The organism is Mesorhizobium sp. B2-8-5, from assembly GCF_006440675.2.
Classification (GTDB): Bacteria; Pseudomonadota; Alphaproteobacteria; order Rhizobiales; family Rhizobiaceae; genus Mesorhizobium.
The window spans coordinates 4,402,173-4,426,439 of the sequence record NZ_CP083951.1 but is presented as its reverse complement, the minus strand read 5'-3'; the positions used below and the strand labels follow the sequence as shown (position 1 = coordinate 4,426,439).

Sequence of the window (24,267 nt, the reverse complement as noted above, 5' to 3'; positions counted from 1 at the left end):
ATCATGGCAAAGATTGCAAAGCGTATTGCCAAGAGCCGCGAAGGCATCGATCCGAACAAGGCTTACGCCCTCTCCGAGGCGCTGCAGCTGCTCAAGGATCGGTCCAAGGTTAAGTTCGACGAGACCGTCGAGATCTCGATGAACCTCGGCGTCGATCCGCGCCATGCCGACCAGATGGTCCGCGGCGTGGTCAACTTGCCGAACGGCACCGGCCGCTCGGTGCGCGTCGCGGTGTTTGCCCGTGGCGACAAGGCCGAGGAAGCCAAGGCCGCCGGCGCCGATATCGTTGGCGCCGAGGACCTTGTCGACATCGTCCAGAAGGGCACGATCGATTTCGATCGCTGCATCGCCACGCCGGACATGATGCCGCTGGTTGGTCGTCTGGGCAAGGTTCTCGGCCCGCGCGGCATGATGCCGAACCCGAAGGTCGGCACCGTGACCACCGATGTGGCCGCGGCCGTCAAGGCTTCGAAGGGCGGCGCCGTCGAGTTCCGCGTCGAGAAGGCCGGCATCGTCCAGGCCGGCGTCGGCAAGGTCTCGTTCGACGTCAAGGCGCTGGAAGAAAATGTCCGCGCCTTCGCCGATGCGGTGACCAGGGCCAAGCCCGCGGGCGCCAAGGGCAACTACGTCAAGAAGGTGTCGGTCACCTCGACGATGGGCCCCGGCCTCAAGCTCGACATCGCGACGCTCGCCGCGTCGTAAGTGTCATCTGATCGGCTAGGCCGATCGCAAAAGAATTCCGGACCGCCGATCCGTCGGCGACCCGGAACCCCGGAAGCCGAAAGGTTTCCGGATATCCTGTCCGAGATTGCAGGCGGCCCAAAAGCCTTAATTCACTTGGGCCTGCATGAGACGGGTGAAGACCCGACAAAGGAGCCAAGCTCCAATGAAAGGTTCGAACCGTGTTTGCCTTTTGTCTGCGCACTATCCGGCGTGCCGGCTGGTGTGGCGAAAGGGGGCAGGATCCTCGAGCGTCGTTCGGGAGATCCGTACTGGATGGCCCGGCCGGCAAAAGGCAACCCGACGCCTGACCTCGTTAATGGGGCAGGGGTCAACTGGAGATAGGCAGTGGACAGAGCGGAAAAACGCGAACTCGTCACGGGCCTGAATGATGCGTTTTCAAGCGCTGGTTCAGTCGTCGTGGCCCACTACGCCGGTATCACCGTCGCGCAAATGAACGACCTTCGGTCGAAGATGCGCGCCGCCGGTGGCACCGTCAAAGTCGCGAAGAACCGTCTCGCCAAGATCGCTCTTCAGGGCACGGACTCCGCATCGATCATCGATCTGTTCAAGGGACAGACGCTGGTCGCTTATTCGGAGGATCCGATTGCGGCGCCGAAGGTCGCGTCCGATTTCGCCAAGGGGAATGACAAGTTGATCATTCTCGGTGGCGCGATGGGTACGACCTCGCTTGACGCCGACGGTGTGAAGGCACTCGCCACACTACCGTCGCTCGACGAGCTGCGCGCCAGGCTGGTTGGCATGATCGCCACGCCGGCTACCCGGATCGCCCAGATCGTCAATGCGCCCGCGGCTTCGGTCGCGCGTGTCATCGGCGCTTACGCCCGGAAGGACGAGGCGGCATGAGGCCGTTCCTCGCTGTCAACAACACACGTTCGAACCTAGTGAAGGAATACAAAAATGGCTGATCTCGCAAAGATCGTAGACGACCTTTCGAAGCTGACCGTCCTCGAGGCGGCCGAGCTGTCGAAGCTCCTGGAAGAGAAGTGGGGCGTTTCGGCTGCCGCTCCGGTGGCGGTTGCCGCTGCTGGCGGCGCTGGTGCCGCTGCCGCTGCTCCGGCTGAAGAGAAGACGGAATTCGACGTCGTTCTCGCCGATGCCGGCGCCCAGAAGATCAACGTCATCAAGGAAGTCCGCGCCATCACGGGCCTTGGCCTCAAGGAAGCCAAGGACCTGGTCGAAGCGGCTCCGAAGCCGGTCAAGGAAGGCGTTTCCAAGGCCGACGCCGACAAGTTCAAGGCTCAGCTGGAAGCAGCTGGCGCCAAGGTCGAGCTGAAGTAAGCCTGTTAGGCGAGGGCGGACGGTCTCGCGCCGTCCGCCCCCTCCCTTGACGAAGGGAGGGTTCTGTTGCGCGAGGCGTTTGAAAACCTCTTTCCTGAGGGCCGAAAAGCGGCCTTCCGGAAACGGGTTTTCTCCCGTTTTAGCCGGTAGCCGCCAAACCATTGGCAGGGCGGCCGGAAAACAGATAGGGGCAGCCGCCAAGGCCGCCCGTTGGTGCAAGGCGAGCCGCGGCGAGGTTCGTCCCGAGTTTATAGCTAAGGAGCGACGATGGCCCAGACCCAGACTTTCAATGGCCGCAGACGCGTACGCAAGTTCTTCGGAAAGATCCCGGAAGTTGCGGAGATGCCGAATCTCATCGAGGTTCAGAAGGCATCCTATGACCAGTTCCTGATGGTGGACGAGCCCAAGGGCGGCCGTCCGGACGAAGGGCTGCAGGCCGTTTTCAAGTCGGTCTTCCCGATCTCCGACTTTTCCGGCTCCTCGATGCTGGAGTTCGTGAAGTACGAGTTCGAGGCACCGAAATTCGACGTTGACGAGTGCCGTCAGCGCGACCTGACCTATGCTGCCCCGCTGAAGGTGACGCTGCGCCTCATCGTGTTCGATATCGACGAGGATACCGGCGCCAAGTCGATCAAGGACATCAAGGAGCAGGACGTCTACATGGGCGACATGCCGCTCATGACGTCGAACGGCACCTTCATCGTCAACGGCACCGAGCGCGTCATCGTCTCGCAGATGCACCGTTCGCCGGGCGTCTTCTTCGACCATGACAAGGGCAAGTCGCACTCGTCGGGCAAGCTTCTGTTTGCCGCGCGCGTCATTCCCTATCGCGGTTCGTGGCTCGACATCGAGTTCGATAGCAAGGACGTCGTGCACGCCCGCATCGACCGCCGCCGCAAGATTCCGGTGACGTCGCTCTTGATGGCGCTCGGCATGGACGGCGAGGAGATCCTGTCGACCTTCTACAACAAGATCACCTACAAGCGCGCCGGCGACCACTGGCGCATTCCGTTCAACGTCGAGCGTTTCCGCGGCCTCAAGGCCGTCGGCGACCTGGTCGACGCCGACACCGGCGAGATCGTGGTCGAACAAGGCAAGAAGATCACCGCCCGCCAGGCTCGCCAGCTCGGCGAGAAGGGTCTCAAAGCCATCAAGGCGACCGACGAGGACCTGCTCGGCAACTACCTTGCCGAGGACATCGTCAACTACGCCACCGGCGAGATCTTCCTCGAAGCCGGCGACGAGATCGACGACAAGACGCTGAAGGTGCTGCTCGGCACCGGCGAGGACGAGATCCAGATCCTGGACATCGACCACGTCAACGTCGGCGCCTACATCCGCAACACGCTCAACGTCGACAAGAACGAGAGCCGCCAGGACGCGCTGTTCGACATCTACCGCGTCATGCGCCCGGGCGAGCCGCCGACGCTCGAGACCGCCGAAGCCATGTTCAACTCGCTGTTCTTCGACAGCGAGCGCTACGACCTGTCGGCCGTCGGCCGCGTCAAGATGAACATGCGCCTCGAGCTCAAGGCCGAGGACACCGTGCGCGTGCTGCGCAAGGACGATATCCTGGCCGTGGTCAAGACGCTGGTCGAACTCCGCGACGGCAAGGGCGAGATCGACGACATCGACAATCTCGGCAACCGCCGCGTGCGTTCGGTCGGCGAGTTGATGGAGAACCAGTACCGTGTCGGCCTGCTGCGCATGGAGCGCGCGATCAAGGAGCGCATGTCCTCGATCGAGATCGACACGGTCATGCCGCAGGACCTGATCAACGCCAAGCCGGCGGCTGCCGCCGTGCGCGAGTTCTTCGGTTCCTCGCAGCTGTCGCAGTTCATGGACCAGACCAACCCGCTGTCGGAGATCACCCACAAGCGCCGCCTGTCGGCGCTTGGACCGGGCGGTCTGACCCGCGAGCGCGCCGGCTTCGAGGTGCGCGACGTGCACCCGACGCATTACGGCCGCATCTGCCCGATCGAAACGCCGGAAGGCCCGAATATCGGTCTGATCAACTCGCTGGCTACCTTCGCGCGCGTCAACAAGTACGGCTTCATCGAAAGCCCGTACCGCAAGATCGTGGGCGGCAAGCTTACCAACGAGGTCGTCTACCTGTCGGCGATGGAAGAGGCCAAGCACTATGTCGCGCAGGCCAACGCCGAGCTCGACAAGAACGGCAGCTTCGTCGACGAGTTCGTCATTTGCCGTAACGCCGGCGAAGTGATGATGGCGCCGCGCGAGAACGTCGACCTGATGGACGTCTCGCCGAAGCAGATGGTGTCTGTCGCAGCAGCGCTCATCCCGTTCCTCGAGAACGACGACGCCAACCGCGCGCTGATGGGCTCGAACATGCAGCGTCAGGCCGTGCCGCTGGTGCGCGCCGAGGCGCCGTTCGTCGGCACTGGCATGGAGCCGGTCGTCGCCCGGGATTCGGGCGCGGCCATCGGCGCCCGCCGCGGCGGCGTGGTCGACCAGGTCGACGCGACCCGTATCGTCATCCGCGCCACGGAAGACCTCGATCCCGGCAAGTCCGGCGTCGATATCTACCGGCTGATGAAGTTCCAGCGTTCGAACCAGAACACCTGCATCAACCAGCGTCCGCTGGTGCGCATGGGCGACCGCGTCAACAAGGGCGACATCATTGCCGACGGTCCCTCGACCGAGCTCGGCGATCTGGCGCTCGGCCGCAACGTGCTGGTCGCGTTCATGCCGTGGAACGGCTACAACTACGAGGACTCGATCCTGCTCTCCGAGCGCATCGTGGCCGATGACGTCTTCACCTCGATCCACATCGAGGAGTTCGAGGTCATGGCGCGCGACACCAAGCTCGGGCCGGAGGAAATCACGCGCGACATTCCGAACGTTTCGGAAGAGGCGCTGAAGAACCTCGACGAGGCCGGCATCGTCTATATCGGTGCCGAGGTGCAGCCGGGCGACATCCTGGTCGGCAAGATCACGCCGAAGGGCGAAAGCCCGATGACGCCGGAAGAAAAGTTGCTCCGGGCCATCTTCGGCGAAAAGGCCTCGGACGTCCGCGACACCTCCATGCGCATGCCTCCGGGCACCTTCGGCACGGTCGTCGAAGTGCGCGTCTTCAACCGCCACGGCGTGGAGAAGGACGAGCGCGCGATGGCGATCGAGCGCGAGGAGATCGAGCGTCTGGCCAAGGACCGCGACGACGAACAGGCGATCCTCGACCGCAACGTCTATGCGCGTCTTTCCGACGTGCTGGTCGGGAAGGAAGCGATCGCCGGACCGAAGGGCTTCAAGAAGGGCTCGAAGCTGTCGAAGGACACGCTCGACGAGTATCCGCGTTCGCAGTGGTGGCAGTTCGCAGTGGAGAACGAGAAGCTCCAAGGCGAACTCGAGGCTCTGCGCGGCCAATATGACGAGTCCAAGAAGGCGCTCGAGCAGCGTTTCATGGACAAGGTCGAGAAGGTGCAGCGCGGCGACGAAATGCCTCCGGGCGTCATGAAGATGGTCAAGGTCTTCGTGGCGGTGAAGCGCAAGATGCAGCCGGGCGACAAGATGGCCGGCCGTCACGGCAACAAGGGTGTCGTGTCGCGCATCGTCCCGGTCGAGGACATGCCTTTCCTCGAGGACGGCACGCATGCCGATATCGTGCTCAACCCGCTGGGTGTGCCGAGCCGCATGAATGTCGGCCAGATCCTGGAAACGCATCTGGGCTGGGCTTGCGCAGGCATGGGCAGGAAGATCGGCGAGCTGATCGACGCGTATAAGGGCGGCGGCGATATCAAGCCGCTGCGCAAGACGCTGGAAAGCTTCATGCCGGCCAACGACCGCAACGAGCCGATCCGCGAGTATGACGACGAGAGCATCGTTCGCCTGAGCGAGCAGATGCGCCGCGGCGTCTCCATCGCGACACCGGTGTTCGACGGCGCGCATGAGGCCGACATCAACACCATGCTGGAGCAGGCAGGCCTGCACACCAGCGGTCAGTCGCAGCTCTATGACGGCCGCACCGGCGAGCCGTTCGATCGCAAGGTGACGATGGGCTATATCTATATGCTCAAGCTGCATCACCTGGTGGACGACAAGATCCACGCGCGTTCGATCGGTCCGTACTCGCTCGTCACCCAGCAGCCGCTGGGCGGCAAGGCGCAGTTCGGCGGCCAGCGCTTCGGCGAAATGGAGGTCTGGGCGCTCGAAGCCTACGGTGCCGCCTACACGCTGCAGGAAATGCTGACGGTGAAGTCGGACGACGTCGCCGGCCGCACCAAGGTCTACGAGGCGATCGTGCGCGGCGACGACACGTTCGAGGCGGGCATTCCGGAGAGCTTCAACGTTCTCGTCAAGGAAATGCGCTCGCTGGGCCTCAATGTCGAGCTGGAGAACACCCAGGTCGAAGAGACCCCGACGCGTCTGCCCGACGCAGCCGAGTAAAGCCTACGGCGCGCCGCTCTAGGATGCGGCGCGCCCTTCAAATTTTTCGGTCGGGCAACCGGCCAGTCTGCGGACATTTCGTCCGCGATCGATGCAAGGGGTTATCGAGGACCCCGAAAAGGAGAACGGCATGAACCAAGAGGTCATGAATCTCTTCAACCCGCAGGCGCCTGCGCAGGTGTTCGATTCCATCCGGATCTCGCTTGCCAGCCCAGAGAAGATTCTGTCCTGGTCGTTCGGCGAGATCAAGAAGCCGGAGACCATCAACTACCGCACCTTCAAGCCGGAGCGTGACGGCCTGTTCTGCGCGCGCATTTTTGGCCCGATCAAGGACTATGAGTGCCTGTGCGGCAAGTACAAGCGCATGAAGTACAAGGGCGTCATCTGCGAAAAGTGCGGCGTCGAAGTCACGCTGTCGCGCGTCCGCCGCGAGCGCATGGGCCATATCGAGCTCGCCGCGCCCGTCGCCCATATCTGGTTCCTGAAGTCGCTGCCTTCGCGCATCGGCACGCTGCTCGACATGACGCTCAAGGATATCGAGCGTGTGCTCTATTTCGAGAACTACATCGTCACCGAGCCCGGCCTCACCGCGCTGAAGGAGAACCAGCTCCTCAGTGAGGAAGAGTACATGCTTGCCGTCGACGAGTATGGCGAGGACTCTTTCACCGCCATGATCGGCGCCGAGGCCATCCATGACCTGCTTGCCGGCATGGACCTGGAGAAGATCGCCGGCGACCTGCGTTCGGAGCTGGCTTCGACCACCTCCGAGCTCAAGCAGAAGAAGTATCTGAAGCGGCTCAAGGTCGTGGAAAACTTCATGGAATCCGGCAACCGTCCGGAATGGATGATCATGAAGGTGGTTCCGGTGATCCCGCCGGACCTGCGTCCGCTCGTCCCGCTGGATGGCGGTCGCTTCGCCACGTCCGACCTCAACGATCTCTATCGCCGCGTCATCAACCGCAACAACCGCCTGAAGCGGCTGATCGAGTTGCGCGCGCCCGGCATCATCGTGCGCAACGAAAAGCGCATGCTGCAGGAAGCCGTCGACGCGTTGTTCGACAACGGCCGTCGCGGCCGCGTCATCACCGGCGCCAACAAGCGTCCGCTGAAGTCGCTGTCCGATATGCTCAAGGGCAAGCAGGGCCGGTTCCGTCAGAACCTGCTCGGCAAGCGCGTCGACTATTCCGGCCGCTCGGTCATCGTGACCGGTCCGGAGCTGAAGCTGCATCAGTGCGGCCTGCCGAAGAAGATGGCACTCGAGCTCTTCAAGCCCTTCATCTACGCCCGCCTCGACGCCAAGGGTTTCTCCTCGACCGTCAAGCAGGCGAAGAAGCTGGTCGAGAAGGAACGTCCGGAGGTCTGGGATATCCTCGACGAGGTCATCCGCGAGCATCCGGTGCTCCTGAACCGCGCGCCGACGCTGCACCGCCTCGGCATCCAGGCGTTCGAGCCGATCCTGATTGAAGGCAAGGCGATCCAGCTGCATCCGCTGGTCTGCACCGCCTTCAACGCCGACTTCGACGGCGACCAGATGGCGGTCCACGTGCCGCTGTCCTTGGAAGCGCAGTTGGAAGCCCGCGTGCTGATGATGTCGACCAACAACATCCTGCACCCGGCCTCCGGCGCGCCGATCATCGTGCCGTCGCAGGACATGGTTCTCGGTCTCTACTATCTCTCGATCGTCAACCAGAACGAGCCGGGCGAAGGCATGGTGTTTGCCGACATGGGCGAGCTCCAGCATGCGCTGGAGACCAAGGCCGTGACGCTGCACGCCAAGATCAAGGGCCGCTTCCGCACCGTCGACGCCGAAGGCAAGACGGTGTCGAAGATCTACGACACCACCCCTGGCCGCATGATCATCGGCGAACTGCTGCCGAAGAACGTCAACGTGCCGTATGAGACCGCCAACCAGGAGATGACCAAGAAGAACATCTCCAAGATGATCGACACCGTCTACCGCCACTGCGGTCAGAAGGAGACGGTCATTTTCTGCGATCGCATCATGGCGCTCGGCTTCGCGCATGCCTGCCGCGCCGGCATCTCGTTCGGCAAGGACGACATGCTGATCCCGGATTCCAAGATCAAGCTGGTTTCCGAGACCGAGGCTTTGGCCAAGGAATACGAGCAGCAGTACAATGACGGCCTGATCACCCAGGGCGAGAAGTACAACAAGGTCGTCGACGCCTGGGCCAAGTGCTCGGAAAAGGTCGCCGACGAGATGATGGCCCGCATCAAGGCGGTGGAGTTCGAGGACAATGGCCGCCAGAAGCCGATGAACTCGATCTACATGATGTCGCATTCGGGTGCGCGCGGTTCGCCCACCCAGATGCGTCAGCTCGCCGGCATGCGTGGCCTGATGGCCAAGCCCTCGGGTGAAATCATCGAGACGCCGATCATCTCGAACTTCAAGGAAGGCCTTACCGTGCTCGAGTATTTCAACTCGACCCACGGCGCCCGCAAGGGTCTGGCCGACACCGCCTTGAAGACGGCGAATTCGGGTTACCTCACCCGCCGTCTCGTCGACGTGGCGCAGGACTGCATCGTCAACTCCGTGGATTGCGGCACCGACAAGGGCCTCACCATGCAGCCGATCGTCGATGCCGGTCAGGTCGTCGCTTCGGTCGGCCAGCGCGTGCTGGGCCGCACCGCGCTCGACGACATCAACCATCCGGTCTCCGGCGAATTGCTGGTCAAGGCCGGAACGCTGATGGATGAGCGCGATGTGGAGCAGATCGAAAAGGCCGGCGTGCAGTCGATCCGCATCCGCTCGGCGCTGACCTGCGAGGTCAGGACCGGCGTGTGCGCTGTCTGCTACGGCCGCGACCTGGCCCGCGGTACCCCCGTCAACCAGGGCGAGGCCGTCGGCGTCATCGCGGCGCAGTCGATCGGCGAGCCGGGCACCCAGCTCACCATGCGTACCTTCCACATGGGCGGCACGGCGCAGGTGGTGGATAGCTCGTTCCTTGAAGCCTCCTATGAGGGCAAGGTGCAGATCCGCAACCGCAACGTGGTGCGCAACTCGGAAGGCCAGCAGATGGTCATGGGCCGCAACATGGCGGTGCTCATCCTCGATGAGACCGGCAAGGAGCGCGCCACGCACCGCGTCGCCTATGGTTCGCGTATCTTCGTGGACGATGGCGACAAGGTGAAGCGCGGCCAGCGTATCGCCGAGTGGGATCCCTATACCCGCCCGATCCTCACCGAAATCGAGGGCAGGGTGGCGTTCGAGGATCTGGTCGACGGCATCTCCGTGCAGGAAACGGCCGACGAGTCGACTGGCATCACCAAGCGTGAGGTCATCGACTGGCGTTCGACGCCGCGCGGCAGCGACCTGAAGCCCGCGATCGTCATCCAGGACGCCAAGGGCAAGGTCGGCAAGCTGTCGAAGGGCGGCGATGCACGCTTCCTGCTCTCGGTCGAGGCCATCCTCTCGGTCGAGCCGGGCGCGCATGTCCGTCCGGGCGACGTGCTTGCGCGTATCCCGATGGAAAGCGCCAAGACCAAGGACATCACCGGCGGTCTGCCGCGTGTTGCGGAATTGTTCGAGGCTCGCCGTCCGAAGGATCACGCCATCATCGCCGAGATCGATGGCACGATCCGCTTCGGCCGCGACTACAAGAACAAGCGCCGCATCATCATCGAGCCGCATGACTCGACGCTCGAGCCGGTGGAGTACCTGATCCCGAAGGGCAAGCCGTTCCATCTCCAGGACGGCGACGTCATCGAGAAGGGCGACTACATCCTCGACGGCAACCCGGCGCCGCACGACATCCTGGCGATCAAGGGCGTGGAGGCGCTTGCCTCCTACCTCGTCAACGAGATCCAGGAGGTCTACCGTCTGCAGGGCGTGTCGATCAACGACAAGCACATCGAGGTGATCGTTCGCCAGATGCTGCAGAAGGTCGAGATCACCACACAGGGCGACTCGACCTACATTCCGGGCGACCACGTCGACGTCATCGAACTGGAAGAGGTCAACGAGCGCCTGATCGAGGACGGCAAGAAGCCGGCCGAAGGTCAGCCGGTGCTGCTCGGCATCACCAAAGCCTCGCTGCAGACGCCGTCCTTCATCTCGGCCGCTTCCTTCCAGGAGACGACCAGGGTGCTCACCGAGGCCGCGGTTGCCGGCAAGACCGACATGCTGCAGGGCCTGAAGGAAAACGTCATCGTCGGCCGTCTGATCCCGGCCGGCACGGGCGGTACGATGAGCCAAATCCGGCGCATCGCAACCTCGCGCGACGAGCTCATCATCGACGAGCGCCGCAAGGCCTCCGGTGTCGAGGTCGCCGACCCGATGCTGACCGACATGGTCAACGCCGCGCAGTGAGCGGCTTGACATGAGAAACGATGAGAAGGGGCCCACGTGGCCCCTTCTTGCATTTCAAAAGCGTGATCCCGAAAAGTGGACACCGGTTTTCGGAAGAGATCATGAGAGTAAAGAGACCAGATCAGTATGACGGTTCTATTAGCCGTCATACTGATCTGGCTTCACGAACGAGGAAGAACTATGAGCAGCAAGACTTGGACGGCTGTCGACGACTACATCGTTTCCTCTCTTTTCGAAGCGGATCCCGTTCTGGATGCGGTGCTTGAGGCCAACCGCGATCAGGGCCTGCCGGCGATCGACGTGTCGGCCGCGCAGGGCAAGCTGCTGTCGCTGCTGGTGCGCATCCGCGGTGCGAAGAAGGTGCTGGAGATCGGCACGCTCGGCGGCTACTCGACCATCTGGATGGCGAGGGGATTGCCGGCGGACGGCAAGGTCGTGACGCTGGAGCTCGATCCGCACCACGCCAAGGTCGCGCGCTCGAATTTCGAGCGGGCAGGGGTTTCCGACAGGGTCGACCTGCGCGTGGGCCCTGCGCTGCAGTCGCTTGGCAAGCTGGCGGACGAAGATGCCGGACCGTTCGACCTCATCTTCATCGATGCCGACAAGCCGAACAACCCGAACTATCTGATCCGGGCCATGAAGCTGTCGCGCCCAGGCACCGTCATCGTCTGCGACAACGTCATCCGCGACGGCGCGGTCGTGAAAAAGAACAGCGGCGACGCCAATGTCGAAGGCGCTCGCGCCGCGTTTTCGTTCATCGGCGGCGAGAAGCGGCTGGACGGCACCGCCATCCAGACCGTAGGCGCCAAGGGCTATGACGGCTTCGCCATTGCGATCGTCGAGTGAGGATGCCGTTGGCCTCGGCGCGTTGCCGCCGCCTCAGTCGAAGAACGCCTCGACCACGTTGCGCTTGCCGAGCATGAAGGCGTCGGCGACGTGCTGCAGCGGCGCGAGGTCGGCATCCGAAGTGCCGGCGCGAACGATCTCGGCGAAGCGCTTGTAAAGCATCGGATATTCGGCCTCGGGCTCGTCGTGGACGACCTTGCCGTCGACAGCGAGCTTAGCGCCGCCGCCCGACAGCACCATCTTGCCCTTGTCGGTCTCGGCGACGATGTCCCAGCTCTGCGGGCCGGTCTGAAGCCAGTCGAGCTCCATCGTCACCGGCAGGCCGTTGGACGTGCGGAAGGCGACATGGGCCGCGACCGGTGCCGCGCGGTTCTCCGGAAAATCGAGCACGGCCGAGGTGATGAACATAGCAGGCAGGATGTGGGTGGCGATCGACAGCGCGTTGATGCCCGGATCGAACACGCCGAAGCCGCCGGGTTCCCAGATCCATTCCTGGTTCGGGTGCCAGCGGCGCACGTCTTCCTTCCAATTGATGGCGGCCGAAGTCAGTCTGGCCGAGGCAAGGAATGCGCGCGCGGCCTCCACCGCCGGCGCATAGCGCGAATGCCAACTGGCGAAGAGCGAGACGCCGTTCTCTTCGGCAAGCGCCTTGAGGTGTTCGACTTCGCTGACCGTGGCGCCCGGCGGCTTTTCGAGGAACACATGCTTTTTCGCCTCCAGCGCGGTGCGCGCGGCGTCGTAACGGAACTGCGGCGGCATGCAGAGCGAGACCGCCTCGAGGCCGGGTTCGGCCGCAAGCATGGCTTCGATCGTTGGATAGTTCGGGATCCCGTCGACTTTGCCGTGGCGGCTGGCCGCTGCGGCGAGCTGAAAGTCGCCATCCTTGGCGACCGCCGGCAAATGCTGGTCGCGCACGATCTTGCCCACGCCGACGATGCCGAGCTTGATGGGACTGCTGGTCATGGAAACTCCAAGGAATGAAAGTGTGTCTAGGCAGGACAGATTTGTCCGGCGGGTCTGGGAAATATGACGGCTGGCCGCGCTTTTCAGATCGGCTCTTCAAAGGTGACGATCGAAACTTCGCCCTCCAGTGCGCCCTGATAGGCCGACAGATGCGGCTCCTCGTCGGGCTCGCCCTCCATGTCACCGATCTGGTCGAGTTCGGCCTCGGCGTAACCTTCCGCGGCGAGCGATTCGAGCGCGCGGCGCACGGCAGAATCATCGTCGGGCGCCACCAGCATCACATGCACGCCCTCCGGCTTGCCGCCTTTCTTCTTCCAGACCCGCCCGGTGATGATCGTGACCGGCCGTTCTTCATTGTCGTTCACGGCTGATTCCTCGTTTCCCCGGAGATTGTCCGGTGCAAGCCGCCTTTTGGCACGAAGCAAGGGCACAGGACAGCGCAAAGCCGGTCACTTTCTTCCTCGCTCTTGAAAAAAGACGCAAGAAAATTACATGCGTTTTTCGCATGGCTGCCCAGCTTTCGGTTGGACGCAATATTTGCCGCGCCGGGGTTGACGGACCCTGGGGTTGCGAGTAGAAGCCGCGACGTCAGAACCGATGTGAGGCTCTCCTTTCCGAAGCGACACGCTTCGGAGTTTGCCTCAAACAGGGTTCGTTTTACGAGCGAAAAGACATTTCCGGCGCGCATGAAGCGGCTTCCGCTTCCTCTGCAATTTGTTCGGGCAGGACCGCGAAGCGCGGTGTGTTGCCCGAATTTGCGTATGGGAATGACGCTTTGAGCGGCCCTGACAGGGCAGACACGGAATTGAGAGACAAGAGGGTTTAATGCCTACCGTCAACCAGCTGATCCGCAAGCCGCGCCTGGCGCCGGTGAAGCGTAACAAGGTCCCGGCCATGCAGCAGAACCCGCAGAAGCGGGGCGTCTGCACGCGCGTCTACACCACGACGCCGAAGAAGCCGAACTCGGCGCTGCGCAAGGTGGCCAAGATTCGCCTGACCAACGGCTTTGAAGTGATCGGCTACATCCCCGGCGAAGGCCACAACCTTCAGGAGCACTCGGTGGTCATGATCCGCGGCGGTCGCGTCAAGGATCTGCCGGGCGTCCGCTACCACATCATCCGCGGCGTGCTCGACACGCAGGGTGTGAAGAACCGCAAGCAGCGTCGTTCGAAATACGGCGCCAAGCGTCCGAAGTAAGGGTTTCCCATGTCCCGTCGTCACAGTGCAGAAAAGCGTGAGATCAATCCGGACCCCAAGTTCGGCGATCTGATTGTCACCAAGTTCATGAACGCCGTCATGTATGACGGCAAGAAGTCGGTTGCCGAGACCATCGTCTATGGCGCGCTGGACCAGGTCCAGGCCAAGACCAAGCAGGAGCCGGTCACCGTCTTCCATCAGGCGCTCGACAATGTCGCGCCGCATGTGGAAGTGCGCTCGCGTCGCGTCGGCGGCGCCACTTACCAGGTTCCGGTCGACGTGCGCCCCGAGCGTCGTCAGGCGCTGGCCATCCGCTGGCTGATCGCCGCGGCCCGCAACCGCAACGAGACCACCATGGTCGACCGCCTCTCGGGCGAGCTGATGGACGCGGCCAACAACCGCGGCACGGCCGTCAAGAAGCGTGAAGACACCCACAAGATGGCGGAAGCCAACCGCGCCTTCGCGCATTACCGCTGGTAACGCGAAAGAGACTGAGAGGCACCTCCCATGGCCCGCGAATACAAAATCGAAGACTACCGCAATTTCGGTATCATGGCGCATATCGACGCCGGCAAGACGACGACGACCGAGCGCGTCCTCTACTACACGGGCAAGTCGCACAAGATCGGCGAAGTCCATGACGGCGCTGCCACCATGGACTGGATGGAGCAGGAGCAGGAACGCGGCATCACCATCACGTCGGCCGCGACCACGACCTTCTGGAAGGGTCGCGATGGCAAGATGCGCCGCTTCAACATCATCGACACCCCCGGACACGTCGACTTTACCATCGAGGTCGAGCGTTCGCTGCGCGTGCTCGACGGCGCCATCGCGCTGCTCGACGCCAACGCCGGCGTGGAGCCGCAGACCGAGACCGTGTGGCGCCAGGCTGACAAGTACCATGTGCCGCGCATGATCTTCTGCAACAAGATGGACAAGATCGGCGCCGACTTCTACCGCTCCGAGGAAATGATCGCCTCGCGCCTCGGTGCGCAGGCCGTCGTCATGCAGCTGCCGATCGGCGCCGAGACCGAGTTCAAGGGCGTCGTCGACCTCGTCGAGATGAACGCGCTCGTCTGGCGCGACGAGACCCTGGGCGCTGCCTGGGACGTTGTCGAGATCCCGGCCGACCTGAAGGAAAAGGCCGAGCAGTACCGCGAAAAGATGATCGAAGCCGCCGTCGAGATGGACGAGACCGCGCTCGAGAATTACCTCGAAGGCAAGATGCCGTCGAACGACGAGATCCGCGCGCTGATCCGCAAGGGCACCATCGCGGTCAAGTTCTACCCGATGTTCTGTGGCTCGGCCTTCAAGAACAAGGGCGTGCAGCCGCTGCTCGACGCCGTTGTCGAATACCTGCCGTCGCCGATCGACGTGCCGGCCATCAAGGGTGTCGACGCCAAGACCGACGCCGAGATCGAGCGTCATGCCGATGACAACGAGCCGCTGTCGATGCTGGCGTTCAAGATCATGAACGACCCGTTTGTCGGTTCGCTGACCTTTGCCCGCATCTATTCGGGCAAGCTCGCCAAGGGCACCTCGGTCGACAACACCGTGAAGGGCAAGAAGGAGCGCATCGGCCGCATGCTGCAGATGCATGCGAATTCGCGCGCCGACGTCGAAGAAGCTTACGCAGGCGACATCGTCGCCCTGGCTGGCCTCAAGGACACGACCACCGGCGACACGCTCTGCGATCCGCTGCACCCGGTCATCCTCGAGCGCATGGAATTCCCCGATCCGGTCATCCAGATCGCTATCGAGCCGAAGACCAAGAACGACCAGGAAAAGATGGGCCTCGCGCTGCATCGTCTGGCGGCCGAGGATCCGTCCTTCCGCGTCAAGACCGACGAGGAAAGCGGCCAGACCATCATCGCCGGCATGGGCGAGCTGCATCTTGACATCATCGTCGACCGCATGCGCCGCGAGTTCAAGGTCGAAGCCAATGTCGGCGCGCCGCAGGTGGCTTATCGCGAGACGATCACCCGCACCCACGAGCAGGACTACACGCACAAGAAGCAGACCGGCGGTACCGGCCAGTTCGCCCGCGTCAAGATCATATTCGAGCCGAACACCGAGAGCGAAGAGTTCGTGTTCGAGTCCAAGATCGTCGGCGGTGCGGTTCCGAAGGAATACATCCCGGGCGTCGAGAAGGGCATCAACAGCGTCATGGGTTCCGGCCCGTTCGCCGGCTTCCCGATGATCGGTGTCAAGGCCACGCTGATCGACGGCGCCTTCCACGACGTCGACTCCTCGGTGCTGGCGTTCGAAATCGCCTCCCGCGCCTGCTTCAAGGAAGCCGCTCCGCGCCTCGGCGTGCAGTTGCTCGAGCCGATCATGAAGGTCGAGGTCGTGACGCCGGAAGATTACGTCGGCGGCGTCATCGGCGATCTCAACGGCCGTCGTGGTCAGATCCAGGGTCAGGAAGCGCGCGGCGTTGCCGTCGTCATCAACGCGATGGTGCCGCTCGCGAACATGTTCAAGTACGTCGACAATCTGCGTTCGATGTCGCAGGGCCGCGCCCAGTACACGATGCAGTTCGACCACTACGAGCCGGTTCCGACCGCGGTCGCCCAGGAAGTTCAGAAGAAATACGCGTAACTCGAGCGGGTTGCACGAGACCTTAATTCAAGGCCCGCACGGGCAGGCAGGAATGGAGAGATCACATGGCAAAAGGTAAATTCGAGCGCACCAAGCCGCATGTGAACATTGGCACGATCGGCCACGTCGATCATGGCAAGACGTCGCTGACGGCGGCGATCACGAAGTATTTTGGCGAATACAAGCGCTATGACCAGATCGACGCGGCGCCGGAAGAGAAGGCGCGCGGCATCACGATTTCGACGGCGCATGTCGAGTATGAGACGGCCAACCGTCACTATGCCCACGTCGACTGCCCCGGCCATGCCGACTATGTGAAGAACATGATCACCGGTGCCGCGCAGATGGACGGCGCGATCCTGGTTGTTTCGGCCGCCGACGGCCCGATGCCGCAGACCCGCGAGCACATCCTGCTTGCCCGCCAGGTCGGCGTTCCCTCGATCGTTGTGTTCCTGAACAAGGTCGACCAGGTCGACGACGCCGAGCTTCTGGAACTGGTCGAGCTCGAGGTTCGCGAGCTTCTGTCGAAGAACGAGTTCCCCGGCGACGACATTCCGATCGTCAAGGGCTCGGCGCTGGCTGCGTTGGAAGACTCCAACAAGACCATCGGCGAGGACGCCATCCGCGAGCTGATGGCCCAGGTCGACGCCTACATCCCGACACCGGTTCGTCCACTTGACAAGCCGTTCCTGATGCCGATCGAGGACGTGTTCTCGATCTCGGGCCGCGGCACGGTGGTGACCGGCCGCGTCGAGCGCGGCATCGTCAAGGTCGGCGAGGAACTGGAGATCGTCGGCATCCGTCCGACCACCAAGACGACCTGCACGGGCGTGGAGATGTTCCGCAAGCTGCTCGATCAGGGCCAGGCCGGCGACAACATCGGCGCGCTCTTGCGCGGCGTCGACCGTGAAGGTGTGGAGCGCGGCCAGGTTCTGGCCAAGCCCGGCACGGTGAAGCCGCACAAGAAGTTCGTTGCCGAAGCCTACATCCTGACCAAGGACGAGGGCGGCCGTCACACGCCGTTCTTCACCAACTACCGTCCGCAGTTCTACTTCCGCACGACGGACGTGACGGGCATCGTGACGCTGCCGGCCGGCACCGAGATGGTGATGCCCGGCGACAACATCACCGTCGACGTCGAGCTGATCGTGCCGATCGCCATGGAAGAGAAGCTGCGCTTCGCCATCCGTGAAGGCGGCCGCACCGTCGGTGCCGGCATCGTCGTCACCATCAAAGAGTAATTTGGACTGAAACCGATCTGTCGCGGGCGCGGGAGCTGCCCGCGCCGCGCCAGAACAAGGAATTGACGCATGAACGGACAGAATATCCGCATCCGCCTTAAGGCGTTTGACCACCGGGTGCTCGACGCCTCGACGCGCGAAATCGTGTCGACCGCCAAGCGCACCGGCGCCAACGTCCGCGGCCCCATTCCGCTGCCGACGCGGATCGAGAAATTCACGGTCAACCGGTCGCCCCACGTCGACAAGAAGAGCCGTGAGCAGTTCGAGATGCGCACGCACAAGCGGCTGCTCGACATCGTCGATCCGACCCCGCAGACGGTCGATGCTTTGATGAAGCTCGATCTGGCGGCCGGTGTCGACGTCGAGATCAAGCTCTAAGGGAATGAGAGCGCGGTAAGGGGCGGTGCCCCTGGCCCGGAACTCTAAAGGAACAAGAGGCGTGGAGGGGCGATAGCCCCGACAGGGAACTCTAAAGGAATTGAACCGATGCGTTCAGGTGTGATTGCAAAGAAGGTGGGAATGACCCGCATCTACAACGATGCCGGGGAACACGTTCCCGTCACCGTTCTCCAGATGGAGAACTGCCAGGTCGTGGCCCAGCGCACGCAGGAGAAGAACGGCTACACCGCCGTCCAGCTCGGCGTTGGCCTTGCCAAGGTGAAGAACACGTCGAAGGCGATGCGCGGCCATTTCGCCGCCGCTTCCGTCGAGCCGAAGGCGAAGGTCGCCGAGTTCCGCGTCTCCGCCGACAACATGATCGACGTCGGCGCCGAGCTGACCGTCGAGCACTTTGTCGCCGGCCAGAAGGTCGACGTCACCGGCACTTCGACCGGCAAGGGCTTCCAGGGCGTGATCAAGCGTCACCACATGGGTGGCGGCCGCGCCACGCACGGTAACTCGGTCTCGCACCGCACGCACGGTTCGACCGGTCAGCGCCAGGACCCCGGCAAGGTGTTCAAGGGCAAGAAGATGGCCGGCCACATGGGCGACACCCGCGTCACCACGCAGAATGTCGAGGTCGTCTCGACCGACGCCGATCGCGGCCTGATCCTGATCCGCGGCGCGGTTCCCGGCGTCAAGGGCGCCTGGATCCTGGTTCGCGACGCCGCCAAGGTTGCGCTGCCGGCCAATGCGCCGAAGCCCGCCGCGATCCGTGCCGCTGCTGCCGCCAAGAACGAAGCCCCGGCCACTGAGGGAGCCGAATAATGGATCTCAAGATCACAACGCTGGGCGGCAAGGACGCCGGCAAGGTGAAACTCTCCGAGGAGATTTTCGGCCTTGATCCGCGCGAGGACATCCTGCAGCGCGTCGTGCGCTGGCAGCTTGCCAAGAAGCAGCAGGGCACGCACAAGGCCAAGGGCCGCGCCGAAATCGCGCGCACCGGCGCCAAGATGTACAAGCAGAAGGGTACGGGCCGCGCCCGTCACCACTCGGCTCGCGCTCCGCAGTTCCGCGGCGGCGGCAAGGCACACGGCCCGGTCGTTCGCAGCCACGAGCACGAGCTGCCGAAGAAGGTCCGTGCGCTTGGCCTCAAGCACGCTCTCTCGGCCAAGGCCAAGAGCGCTTCGCTGATCATCGTCGACGAGCTGAAGCTCACCGAAGCCAAGACCAAGGCGCTGGTGGCGAACCTCGAGACGCTGGGGCTGACCAACGCCCTGGTTATCGGCGGCGCCGAGCTTGACCAGAACTTCAAGCTGGCCGCGACCAACATTCCCAACATCGACGTGCTGCCCATCCAGGGCATCAACGTCTACGACATTCTGCGCCGCGGCACGCTGGTCCTTTCGAAGGCCGCCGTCGAGGCTCTCGAGGAGCGCTTTAAATGACCGACCTCCGTCACTACGACGTGATCGTCTCGCCGGCGATCACCGAAAAGTCGACCATGGCTTCCGAGCAGAACCAGGTCGTCTTCAACGTCGCCAAGAAGGCGTCGAAGCCGGAAATCAAGGCTGCCGTGGAAGCTCTCTTCGGCGTCAAGGTGACGGCTGTGAACACGCTCGTCCGCAAGGGCAAGATCAAGCGCTTCCGCGGCACTGTTGGCCGCCAGGGCGACGTCAAGAAGGCGGTTGTGACGCTGGCCGACGGCCAGTCGATCGACGTCGCGACGGGTCTCTGAGCAAGGCCGCGAGGACAGGACAATGGCACTTAAGAAATTCAACCCGGTAACGCCGAGCACCCGCCAGTTGGTCATCGTCGACCGCTCGGGCCTCTACAAGGGCAAGCCCGTCAAGGGCCTGACCGAAGGCCTGACCAAGTCGGGCGGCCGCAACAATTACGGCCGCATCACGGCCCGCTTCATCGGCGGCGGTCACAAGCGTTCGTACCGCATCATCGACTTCAAGCGTAAGAAGTACGACGTCGTCGGCACGGTCGAGCGTATCGAATACGATCCGAACCGCACCGCCTTCATCGCGCTGATCAAGTATGATGACGGCGAGCTGTCCTACATCCTGGCCCCGCAGCGTCTTGCTGCCGGCGACAAGATCGTGGCCGGCGAAGCGGTCGACGTGAAGCCGGGCAACGCGATGCCGCTGGCGTCGATGCCGGTCGGCACGATCGTCCACAACATCGAGCTGAAGCCGGGCAAGGGCGGCCAGGTCGCTCGTTCGGCTGGCGGTTACGCCCAGCTCGTCGGCCGCGACCAGGGCATGGCGATCCTGCGCCTCAACTCGGGCGAGCAGCGTGTCGTGCACGGCTCCTGCATGGCCACCGTCGGTGCCGTGTCGAACCCCGACCACGGCAACATCAACGACGGCAAGGCCGGTCGCACCGTGTGGCGCGGCAAGCGCCCGCACAATCGCGGCGTGACCATGAACCCGGTTGACCATCCGCATGGCGGCGGCGAAGGCCGCACCTCCGGTGGTCGCCATCCGGTTTCCCCTTGGGGCAAGCCGACCAAGGGCAAGAAGACGCGGTCCAACAAGGCGACCGACAAGTTCATCCTGCGCTCGCGTCATCAGCGCAAGAGCTAAGAAGAGGTAACGCCAAGTGACTCGTTCGATTTGGAAAGGCCCCTTTATCGACGGCTACCTTCTCAAGAAGGTGGACAAGGTTCGTGAAGGTGGTCGCAATGAGGTGATCAAGATGTGGAGCCGTCGCTCCACCATCCTGCCGCAGTTCGTCGGCCTCACCTTCGGTGTCTACAACGGCCAGAAGCACGTTCCCGTCTCGGTGAACGAAGACATGGTCGGCCACAAGTTCGGTGAATTCGCTCCGACCCGGACCTATTACGGTCACGGCGCGGATAAAAAGGCGAAGAGGAAATAATCATGGGCAAGGCCAAAGCTCCGCGCAGGCTTGCTGATAACGAGGCGCGTGCCGTTCTGCGCACGATCCGCATCAGCCCGCAGAAGCTCAACTTGGTTGCCGCGCTGATCCGCGGCAAGAAGGTCGCGACAGCGCTTTCCGATCTTGAATTCTCGGCCAAGCGGATTTCCGGCACGGTCAAGAAGACGCTGGAATCGGCGATCGCCAACGCGGAAAACAATCACGACCTCGACGTTGACGCTCTGATCGTGGCGGAAGCCTATGTCGGCAAGTCGATCGTCATGAAGCGTTTCCACGCCCGTGGCCGCGGTCGCGCCAGCCGTATCGAAAAGCCGTTCTCGCACCTCACGATCGTCGTTCGTGAAGTCGAGGAAAAAGGGGAGGCCGCATAATGGGCCAGAAAGTCAATCCGATCGGGCTGCGTCTCGGCATCAACCGTACCTGGGATTCGCGCTGGTTCGCGAACACCGGCGAATACGGCCAGCTGCTGCACGAGGACCTCAAGATCCGCAAGTATCTCGAGAAGGAACTCAAGCAGGCCGCGATCTCGAAGGTCGTGATCGAGCGTCCGCACAAGAAGTGCCGCGTCACCATCCACGCCGCGCGTCCGGGCCTCATCATCGGCAAGAAGGGTGCCGACATCGAGAAGCTTCGCAAGAAGCTGACCGAGATGACGAAGTCCGAAACGCACCTCAACATCGTCGAAGTGCGCAAGCCGGAAATCGACGCCACGCTGGTCGCCCAGTCGATCGCCCAGCAGCTCGAGCGCCGCATCGCGTTCCGCCGCGCTATGAAGCGTGCCGTTCAGTCGGCCATGCGTCTCGGCGCCGAAGGCATCCGCATCAACTGCTCCGGCCGTCTCGGCGGCGCCGAAATCGCGCGCATGGAGTGGTATCGCGAAGGCCGCGTGCCGCTGCATACGCTGCGCGCCGATGTCGACTACGGCACGGCCGAGGCGAACACGGCCTACGGTATCTGCGGCGTCAAGGTGTGGGTGTTCAAGGGCGAGATCCTCGAGCATGACCCGATGGCCTCCGAGCGCCGTGCAACCGAAGGTGATGCCGCGCATGGCGGCGGTGCTGGCGGTGAGCGTGAACGCGGCCGCCGTCGCGAGAACGCCTGAGACATTTGAGAATTTGGAGTTAGAACGATGCTGCAGCCAAAGCGCACAAAGTTCCGCAAGCAGTTCAAGGGCCGTATCCACGGTACCGCCAAGGGCGGCACCAATCTGGATTTCGGCGGTTTCGGGCTGAAGGCGCTTGAGCCGAACCGCGTCACCGCGCGCGAGATCGAGGCGGCCCGCCGCGCGATCACCCGCGAGATGAAGCGCGCCGGCCGCGTCTGGATCCGGGTGTTCCCGGACCTGCCGGTCACCTCGAAGCCGACCGAAGTCCGCATGGGTAAGGGCAAGGGCGCAGTCGACTACTGGGCGGCGCGCGTCAAGCCCGGCCGTATCATGTTCGAGATCGACGGCGTCAGCGAGGAGACGGCTCGTGAAGCGCTGCGTCTTGGCGCCGCCAAGCTCTCGGTCAAGACGCGCTTCGTGCAGCGCATCGCAGAATAAGGACAGGCGATCATGAAAGCCGAAGACATCCGGACCAAGACCCAGGATCAGCTGACCGACGACCTGGCGGCCCTCAAGAAGGAGCAGTTCAACCTGCGCTTCCAGAAGGCCACCGGCCAGCTCGAGAAGACCGCGCGCGTGAAGCAGGTCCGCAAGGACATCGCGCGCATCAAGACCATCGCCGCGGAAAAATCCGCGGCCAAGAAGGCTTAAGGACGAGAACCATGCCAAAGCGCATCCTGCAGGGCACCGTCGTCAGCGACAAGAACGAGAAGACGGTCGTGGTCAAGGTCGAGCGTCGCTTCACCCATCCGGTGATGAAGAAGACCGTGCGCATGACCAAGAAGTACAAGGCGCACGACGAGAACAACGCCCACAAGGTCGGCGACCAGGTGTTCATCCAGGAATCGAAGCCGATTTCCAAGGACAAGCGCTGGGTTGTTGTCTCTTCGGATCAGGCTTGATCCGGGCGAACAAACCGAATTTTGGACAGACCGGGGAGGGGTGAAAGAACCCGTCCCGTTAGAAAAGAAGAAGGCGGCCAGTCATGATTCAGATGCAAACAAACCTCGACGTCGCGGACAATTCCGGCGCCCGTCGTGTCATGTGCATCAAGGTGCTGGGCGGCTCGAAGCGGAAATATGCCTCCGTCGGCGACATCATCGTGGTGTCGATCAAGGAAGCCATTCCGCGCGGCCGCGTTAAGAAGGGCGATGTGATGAAGGCGGTCGTGGTTCGCACGGCCAAGGACATCCGCCGCCCGGACGGCAGCGTGATCCGTTTCGACAAGAACGCGGCCGTTCTCGTCGACAATAAGAAAGAGCCGATCGGCACCCGTATCTTCGGACCGGTTCCGCGCGAATTGCGCGCCAAGAACCACATGAAGATCATCTCGCTCGCGCCTGAAGTGCTGTAAGGAGCCGGACCAATGCAAAAGATCAAAAAAGGCGACAAGGTCGTCGTGCTTGCCGGCAAGGACAAGGGCCGTTCGGGCGAAGTCCTGTCGGTGCAGCCGAAGGAAGACACCGCGGTCGTCCGCGGCGTGAACCTCATTCGCCGTCACCAGAAGCAGACCCAGTCCCAAGAGGCCGGGATCATCACAAAGGAAGCGCCGATCCACCTGTCGAATATCGCGCTGGCCGACCCCAAGGACGGCAAGCCGACCCGCGTCGGCTTCACCATCCAGAAGGATGGCAAGAAGGTGCGCGTCGCCAAGCGTTCGGGAGAAGTCATCAATGGCTAAGGCTGAAACCAAGCAGGCAACTGCCAAGAACGAGCCGCGCCTCAAGAAGGTCTACAACGAGACCATCCGCAAGGCGATGCAGGAGCAGTTCGGCTACGACAACGACATGCAGGTTCCGCGCATCGACAAGATCGTGCTGAACATGGGTGTCGGCGAAGCAACCGCAGACTCCAAGAAGCCCTCGGTCGCGGCCGAGGATCTCGCGCTGATCGCCGGCCAGAAGGCCGTCGTCACCCGCGCCCGCAACTCGATTGCCGGCTTCAAGGTGCGCGAGAACATGCCGATCGGCGCCAAGGTCACGCTGCGCAAGGAACGCATGTACGAGTTCCTGGACCGCCTCGTGAACATCGCGCTGCCGCGCGTTCGCGACTTCCGCGGACTGAACCCGAAGAGCTTTGACGGCCGTGGCAACTATGCCATGGGCATCAAGGAGCACATCGTGTTCCCGGAGATCAACTACGACAAGGTTGATCAGGTCTGGGGCATGGACGTCATCGTTTGTACGACGGCGAAGACGGACGACGAGGCAAGAGCACTGCTCAAGGCCTTCAACTTCCCCTTCCGCCAGTAACGGCAGCGAAAAAGGAAACATCTG

Annotated in this window: 26 protein-coding genes; 24 read left to right on the top strand and 2 right to left on the bottom strand. The window is 62.9% G+C overall.

Annotated elements, in window-relative coordinates:
• Positions 1-3: 3 nt before the first annotated feature.
• The 6 genes from rplA (at position 4) to FJ430_RS21520 (ending at position 11,599) form a co-directional block, all read left to right on the top strand.
• Positions 4-702: a 50S ribosomal protein L1 gene (rplA, locus tag FJ430_RS21545; protein ID WP_140646978.1), complete on the top strand. Its 699-nt coding sequence runs from the start codon at positions 4-6 to the stop codon at positions 700-702.
• A gap of 366 nt (positions 703-1,068) precedes the next feature.
• Entirely contained in the window at positions 1,069-1,587 is a 519-nt protein-coding gene (gene rplJ, locus FJ430_RS21540) for a 50S ribosomal protein L10 (RefSeq protein WP_140545996.1), read from the top strand.
• A gap of 54 nt (positions 1,588-1,641) precedes the next feature.
• Entirely contained in the window at positions 1,642-2,022 is a 381-nt protein-coding gene (gene rplL, locus FJ430_RS21535) for a 50S ribosomal protein L7/L12 (protein WP_059189560.1), read from the top strand.
• Between the two features lie 267 nt (positions 2,023-2,289).
• A complete protein-coding gene (gene rpoB / locus FJ430_RS21530; RefSeq protein ID WP_140659836.1) occupies positions 2,290-6,426 on the top strand; it encodes a DNA-directed RNA polymerase subunit beta in 4,137 nt (1,378 codons plus the stop codon).
• Between the two features lie 130 nt (positions 6,427-6,556).
• The gene (gene rpoC, locus FJ430_RS21525) at positions 6,557-10,753 is read left to right on the top strand and encodes a DNA-directed RNA polymerase subunit beta' (RefSeq protein ID WP_140646980.1); all 4,197 of its coding nucleotides are present in this window, start codon (positions 6,557-6,559) and stop codon (positions 10,751-10,753) included.
• Between the two features lie 180 nt (positions 10,754-10,933).
• Positions 10,934-11,599: an O-methyltransferase gene (locus FJ430_RS21520; RefSeq protein ID WP_140711222.1), complete on the top strand. Its 666-nt coding sequence runs from the start codon at positions 10,934-10,936 to the stop codon at positions 11,597-11,599.
• Positions 11,600-11,632: 33 nt separating this feature from the next.
• On the opposite strand, the gene FJ430_RS21515 is transcribed toward FJ430_RS21520, so the two are convergent.
• Positions 11,633-12,562 (bottom strand): Gfo/Idh/MocA family protein, encoded by a 930-nt coding sequence (locus tag FJ430_RS21515; RefSeq protein ID WP_140711223.1) that lies wholly within the window; start codon positions 12,560-12,562, stop codon positions 11,633-11,635.
• Between the two features lie 83 nt (positions 12,563-12,645).
• Positions 12,646-12,927: a transcriptional regulator gene (locus tag FJ430_RS21510; protein WP_140646983.1), complete on the bottom strand. Its 282-nt coding sequence runs from the start codon at positions 12,925-12,927 to the stop codon at positions 12,646-12,648.
• Between the two features lie 460 nt (positions 12,928-13,387).
• Between FJ430_RS21510 and rpsL the strand changes: the two genes are divergently transcribed.
• The 18 genes from rpsL (at position 13,388) to rplE (ending at position 24,243) form a co-directional block, all read left to right on the top strand.
• Complete coding sequence (gene rpsL, locus FJ430_RS21505; protein WP_006202128.1) at positions 13,388-13,759, top strand: 30S ribosomal protein S12; 372 nt, start codon at positions 13,388-13,390, stop codon at positions 13,757-13,759.
• 9 nt (positions 13,760-13,768) lie between these two features.
• A complete protein-coding gene (rpsG, locus tag FJ430_RS21500; protein WP_027170372.1) occupies positions 13,769-14,239 on the top strand; it encodes a 30S ribosomal protein S7 in 471 nt (156 codons plus the stop codon).
• Positions 14,240-14,266: 27 nt separating this feature from the next.
• The gene (fusA, locus tag FJ430_RS21495) at positions 14,267-16,357 is read left to right on the top strand and encodes an elongation factor G (RefSeq protein ID WP_140646984.1); all 2,091 of its coding nucleotides are present in this window, start codon (positions 14,267-14,269) and stop codon (positions 16,355-16,357) included.
• A gap of 65 nt (positions 16,358-16,422) precedes the next feature.
• Positions 16,423-17,598 (top strand): elongation factor Tu, encoded by a 1,176-nt coding sequence (tuf, locus tag FJ430_RS21490; protein ID WP_140646975.1) that lies wholly within the window; start codon positions 16,423-16,425, stop codon positions 17,596-17,598.
• Positions 17,599-17,667: 69 nt separating this feature from the next.
• A complete protein-coding gene (gene rpsJ / locus FJ430_RS21485; protein ID WP_006205468.1) occupies positions 17,668-17,976 on the top strand; it encodes a 30S ribosomal protein S10 in 309 nt (102 codons plus the stop codon).
• 108 nt (positions 17,977-18,084) lie between these two features.
• Positions 18,085-18,804, top strand: coding sequence for a 50S ribosomal protein L3 (gene rplC / locus FJ430_RS21480; RefSeq protein WP_127252190.1), 720 nt, complete (start codon positions 18,085-18,087; stop codon positions 18,802-18,804).
• Positions 18,804-19,424, top strand: coding sequence for a 50S ribosomal protein L4 (gene rplD / locus FJ430_RS21475; RefSeq protein WP_140646283.1), 621 nt, complete (start codon positions 18,804-18,806; stop codon positions 19,422-19,424). Before rplC ends, rplD begins: the two co-directional genes overlap by 1 nt.
• Entirely contained in the window at positions 19,421-19,714 is a 294-nt protein-coding gene (locus FJ430_RS21470; RefSeq protein ID WP_040983033.1) for a 50S ribosomal protein L23, read from the top strand. The genes rplD and FJ430_RS21470 overlap by 4 nt, the downstream gene beginning before the upstream one ends.
• A gap of 22 nt (positions 19,715-19,736) precedes the next feature.
• Complete coding sequence (gene rplB / locus FJ430_RS21465) at positions 19,737-20,570, top strand: 50S ribosomal protein L2 (protein ID WP_095818138.1); 834 nt, start codon at positions 19,737-19,739, stop codon at positions 20,568-20,570.
• A 16-nt stretch (positions 20,571-20,586) separates the two neighbouring features.
• On the top strand, positions 20,587-20,865 hold the full coding sequence (gene rpsS, locus FJ430_RS21460; protein WP_015317982.1) for a 30S ribosomal protein S19: 279 nt from the start codon (positions 20,587-20,589) through the stop codon (positions 20,863-20,865).
• Positions 20,866-20,867: 2 nt separating this feature from the next.
• Positions 20,868-21,257, top strand: coding sequence for a 50S ribosomal protein L22 (rplV, locus tag FJ430_RS21455; protein ID WP_006205462.1), 390 nt, complete (start codon positions 20,868-20,870; stop codon positions 21,255-21,257).
• Complete coding sequence (gene rpsC, locus FJ430_RS21450; protein WP_140657155.1) at positions 21,257-21,988, top strand: 30S ribosomal protein S3; 732 nt, start codon at positions 21,257-21,259, stop codon at positions 21,986-21,988. Before rplV ends, rpsC begins: the two co-directional genes overlap by 1 nt.
• Positions 21,989-22,015: 27 nt before the next feature.
• Entirely contained in the window at positions 22,016-22,429 is a 414-nt protein-coding gene (gene rplP / locus FJ430_RS21445) for a 50S ribosomal protein L16 (protein ID WP_027170364.1), read from the top strand.
• A 12-nt stretch (positions 22,430-22,441) separates the two neighbouring features.
• Positions 22,442-22,642, top strand: coding sequence for a 50S ribosomal protein L29 (gene rpmC / locus FJ430_RS21440; RefSeq protein WP_137934271.1), 201 nt, complete (start codon positions 22,442-22,444; stop codon positions 22,640-22,642).
• Between the two features lie 11 nt (positions 22,643-22,653).
• A complete protein-coding gene (rpsQ, locus tag FJ430_RS21435; RefSeq protein WP_023675136.1) occupies positions 22,654-22,893 on the top strand; it encodes a 30S ribosomal protein S17 in 240 nt (79 codons plus the stop codon).
• An 83-nt stretch (positions 22,894-22,976) separates the two neighbouring features.
• On the top strand, positions 22,977-23,345 hold the full coding sequence (rplN, locus tag FJ430_RS21430) for a 50S ribosomal protein L14 (protein WP_006205457.1): 369 nt from the start codon (positions 22,977-22,979) through the stop codon (positions 23,343-23,345).
• A 12-nt stretch (positions 23,346-23,357) separates the two neighbouring features.
• Positions 23,358-23,672: a 50S ribosomal protein L24 gene (gene rplX / locus FJ430_RS21425; RefSeq protein ID WP_095765510.1), complete on the top strand. Its 315-nt coding sequence runs from the start codon at positions 23,358-23,360 to the stop codon at positions 23,670-23,672.
• Entirely contained in the window at positions 23,665-24,243 is a 579-nt protein-coding gene (gene rplE, locus FJ430_RS21420) for a 50S ribosomal protein L5 (RefSeq protein WP_095765509.1), read from the top strand. The genes rplX and rplE overlap by 8 nt, the downstream gene beginning before the upstream one ends.
• The last annotated feature ends 24 nt before the right edge of the window (positions 24,244-24,267 follow it).